The organism is Kitasatospora sp. NPDC036755, from assembly GCF_040636595.1.
In the GTDB taxonomy this organism is placed as follows: Bacteria; Actinomycetota; Actinomycetes; order Streptomycetales; family Streptomycetaceae; genus Kitasatospora.
Map to the genome: position 1 here is coordinate 1 of NZ_JBEZUT010000506.1, position 4,225 is coordinate 4,225.

1 protein-coding gene is annotated in these 4,225 nt (G+C 76.6%); it reads right to left on the bottom strand.

Annotation, left to right across the window (positions count from 1 at the left end):
- Positions 1 to 197 precede the first annotated feature (197 nt).
- The coding region (locus tag AB0E96_RS38885; protein ID WP_359831223.1) for a beta-ketoacyl synthase N-terminal-like domain-containing protein at positions 198 to 4,225 on the bottom strand (4,028 nt) is incomplete at its 5' end.

The following is a 4,225-nucleotide window of genomic DNA, read 5'->3' on the forward strand; positions in this document are numbered from 1 at the left end:
GTCCTCCGGGACCTCGACCCGGGCTTGGAGAGCAGGTCCGGGCTTGACTATCAGCCTGATTCCGCTGTCCAGGAGAAGCTGCCGACGCCCTGCGGCGTGGCCATCAGACGCTCCGGGCCGGGGCGCCCGCGGCTTGGGGGCAGGGTCTGAAAATGCGCATAAGCCAATAATCTGGGACACGGCGGCGGTTTGGCGCTTCACGGAGCATGGCGAGTCGCCTTGGCACCATGTGGCCCATGACGCAGCTGATGGGTCGTCCGATCCTGGAATCGCGCGGTGAATTGGGCGGCGGTGGGGAGGTCGATCGGGGTCCAGGCCGGGGCGAACACGCTCCCGTCCGTCCGGCGGGCGGCCGCCGGCAGGTCGGCCGCGCCGATCGGGCGCAGCTGCAGTTCCTCGACGGCCGCCACCGGTGCGCCCGCCTCGTCGGTGAGCCACAGGCTCACCAGGACGGCGTCCCGCTCCGCGCGGCGGACGGTGATCCGGGCCCGGGCCGCGGTGGCGCCGGGGGCCGGCACGCTGACTCCGGACCAGGAGAACGGCACCATGGCGCGCTCGGCGACCCCCGCGACGCCGGGCAGCAGCGGGTGCAGGGCGGCGTCGAGCAGTGCGGGGTGCAGGACGAAGCGCGCGGCCTCGGCGCGGTCCTCCTCGGCCAGGGCCACCTCGGCGACCAGTTCGTCCCCGTGGCGGTCCAGGCGGTGCAGGTTGCGGAACGCCCGGCCGTAGCGGAAGTCCTGGTCGGCGAGCAGCTCGTAGACGCCGTCCAGTCCGATCGCGGTGCCGCCGGCCGACGGGCGGGCGGGTGCGGCGGCCGGCTCCCGGGAGCCGGCGGTGCCGGTGGCGTGGCCGGTCCAGGCCTCGGCTCCGAGCGGACGGGAGTGGACGGCCAGCGGGCGCCGCCCGGCCCCGTCGGGGGCCCCGACGGTGACCTGGATCCGGACCTCCTCCTGCTCGCCGATCACCAGCGGGGCGGTGAGCGTGAGGTCCTCGACCACGGTGGCGCCGGCCCGGTGGGCGGCGTGCAGGGCGAGGTCGACGAAGGCGGCCCCGGGCAGCAGGACGCTGCCCAGCACGGCGTGGTCGGCGAGCCACGGGTGGGTGCGCAGCGACACCCGGCCGGTCAGCACGGTGCTCTCCCCCGCCGCGACGTCCAGGGCGCCGCCGAGCAGCGGGTGCCCGGTGGCGTCGAGCCCGAGGCCGGCCGCGTCACCGAGGACGGCCGGGGCGGTGAGCCAGTGCCGCTCGCGCTGGAAGGCGTAGCCGGGCAGCGGCACCCGGCCGGCGCCGGGCAGTACGGCCGCCCAGTCGACCGGGGCGTCGCGCAGCGCGGCCAGGGCCAGGGCGGCCGCCGCGGTGCGCGGTTCGGGCCGTCCGGCGCGGAGCAGCGGGGCCACCGCCCCGGCGGGCACGTCGAGGTTCTGCTCGACCAGGGCGGAGAGCACCCCGTCCGGGCCGAGCTCCAGGTAGTCGGTGACGCCGTCGGCGGCCAGCCGGCGCACCCCGTCGGCGAAGCGCACCGTGCCGCGGACCTGGGCCACCCAGTAGTCGGGCGTGCCCAGGGTGTCCGCGTCGACGGCCTCGCCGGTCACCGTGGAGACCATCGACAGCGTCGGCGGGTGGAACGTCACCTTGCCGGCCACCGCGGCGAACTCGTCGAGCATGGCGTCCATGCGGTGGGAGTGGAAGGCGTGCGAGACGGTGAGCCGCTTCACCTTGCGGCCCTCGGCCTTCAGCCGGCCGGCCAGGTCGAGGACGGCGTCCTCGTCACCGGAGAGCACCAGCGCACGCGGGCCGTTGACGGCGGCGAGGCTCACCCCGGCGGGCAGCGCCAGCTCGGACTCGGCCGCCTCCACGGCCATCATCGCGCCGCCGGTGGGCAGTTCGTCCATCAGCCGGCCCCGGGCGGCGACCAGCGCGCAGGCGTCCGCCAGCGACAGCACGCCCGCCACGTGGGCGGCCGCGAACTCGCCGACGGAGTGCCCGAGTACGGCGTCGGGGGTGATCCCCCAGGACTCGGCGAGGCGGAACAGCGCGACCTCGACCGCGAACAGCGCAGGCTGGGCGAGGCGGGTCCGGTCCAGCTCCGGTCCGCCGTCGAACACCACGTCGCGCAGCGGGAGTTCGAGGTGGGAGCAGACCTCGTCGAAGGCGGCGGCGAACACCGGGAAGGCGTCGTACAGCTCGCGCCCCATGCCGGCGCGCTGGCTGCCCTGGCCGGTGAACAGGAACGCCGTGCGGCCGCGGGCCGCCTCCCCGGCCCGGACGACGGCCGGCGAGTCCTCCCCGGCGGCCAGCGCGTCCAGGGCGGTCAGCAGCTCCGCGCGGTCGGCGCCGACCACCGCCGCCCGGTGCCCGTGGCGGGCCCGGTCGCTGACGAGCGAACGGGCGACGTCCCGCGGCGCGAGCCCGGGGCGCTCGGCGAGGAAGTGCCGCAGCCGCCCGGCCTGGCCGCGCAGCGCGGCCTCGGAGCGGGCCGAGAGCAGCAGGGGCACGGCGGCGGCCGGTCCGGGCTCGGGCTGCGGAACCGACGGCGCTTCGGGCTGCGCCTCGGGTTCCGGCTGCTCGATGATGACGTGGGCGTTGGTGCCGCTGATCCCGAAGGAGGAGACGGCGGCGCGGCGCGGGCGGCCGGTCTCCGGCCAGTCCCGGGCCTCGGTGAGCAGCGCGAGCGCGCTGTCGTCCCAGTCGACGTGCGGGGTCGGGTCCTCCGCGTGCAGGGTGCGCGGGAGGGTGCCGCGGCGCATCGCCTCGATCATCTTGATGACGCCGCCGACGCCCGCCGAGGCCTGGGCGTGGCCGATGTTGGACTTCAGCGAGCCCAGCCAGAGCGGGTTCGCCCCGTCCCGGCCCGCGCCGTAGGTGGCGGCCAGCGCCCGCGCCTCGATCGGGTCGCCGAGGCTGGTGCCGGTGCCGTGCGCCTCGACGGCGTCGACGTCCGCGGTGGTGAGGCCGGCGTTGGCGAGGGCCTGAAGGATCACCCGTTCCTGGGCCGGGCCGTTGGGCGCGGTGAGCCCGTTGCTGGCGCCGTCCTGGTTGACCGCGGAGCCGCGCAGCACCGCGAGCACCCGGTGGCCGCGGCGGCGTGCGTCGGACAGCCGCTCCAGCAGCACCAGGCCCACCCCCTCGCTCCACGCGGTGCCGTCGGCGTGCGCCGAGAAGGACTTGCAGCGGCCGTCCGGGGCGAGCCCGCGCTGCCGGCTGAACTCGACGAACGAGCCGGGCCCTGCCATCACGGTGACGCCGCCGGCGAGCACCAGGTCGCTCTCGCCGGAGCGCAGCGCCTGCGCGGCGAGGTGCAGGGCGACCAGCGAGGACGAGCAGGCGGTGTCCACCGTGACGGCCGGGCCTTCGAGGCCGTACGCGTAGGCGAGCCGGCCGGACACCACGCTGGAGGTGTTGCCGACCAGCAGGAAGCCCTCGAACTCCGGTGGGACGGCGGGCAGGTGGGAGGCGTAGTCGTCGTACATCGCGCCGACGTACACCCCGGTGGCGCTGCCGCGCAGCGTGCCCGGGTCGATCGCCGCGTCCTCGAAGGCGTCCCAGGCGGTCTCCAGCAGCAGCCGCTGCTGCGGGTCCATCGCGGTGGCCTCGCGCGGGGAGATGCCGAAGAACTCCCGGTCGAACAGGTCGGCGTCGTGCAGGAAGCCGCCGGTGCGCACGTAGGAGGTGCCGCTGTGCTCCGGGTCCGGGTCGTAGAGCTTCTCCAGGTCCCAGCCGCGGTTGTCGGGGAAGCCGCTGATCGCGTCGGTGCCGGTGTCGACCAGCCGCCACAGGTCCTCGGGCGAGGCGACCCCGCCCGGGTAGCGGCAGGCGGCGCCGACGATCACGATCGGGTCGTCGCCCGCGACGGTGGCCGCCGGGGCCGGGCGGGCCTTTGCGGCGGCCGGGGCCGGCCCGCCGACCTGGCCGAGCAGGTAGCGGGTCAGCGCCTCCGGGTTGGGGTGGTCGAAGACCAGGGCGGTCGGCAGCCGCAGACCGGTGGCGGCGCCGAGCTGGTTGCGCAGTTCGACGGCGGTGAGCGAGTCGAAGCCCTGCTCCTTGAACGCCTGGGTGGCGTCGACGGCCTCGCCGGTGGCGTGGCCGAGCGCGGTGGCCGCGGTGGCGCGCACCAGGTCGAGCACGGTGGCCTGCCGTTCGCCGTCGGGCAGGGCGGCGATACGCCGCGCCCAACCGCCGGCGCCGGGGTCGGCGGCGGCCGTCCGGGCGGAGCGGCGGGTGGCGC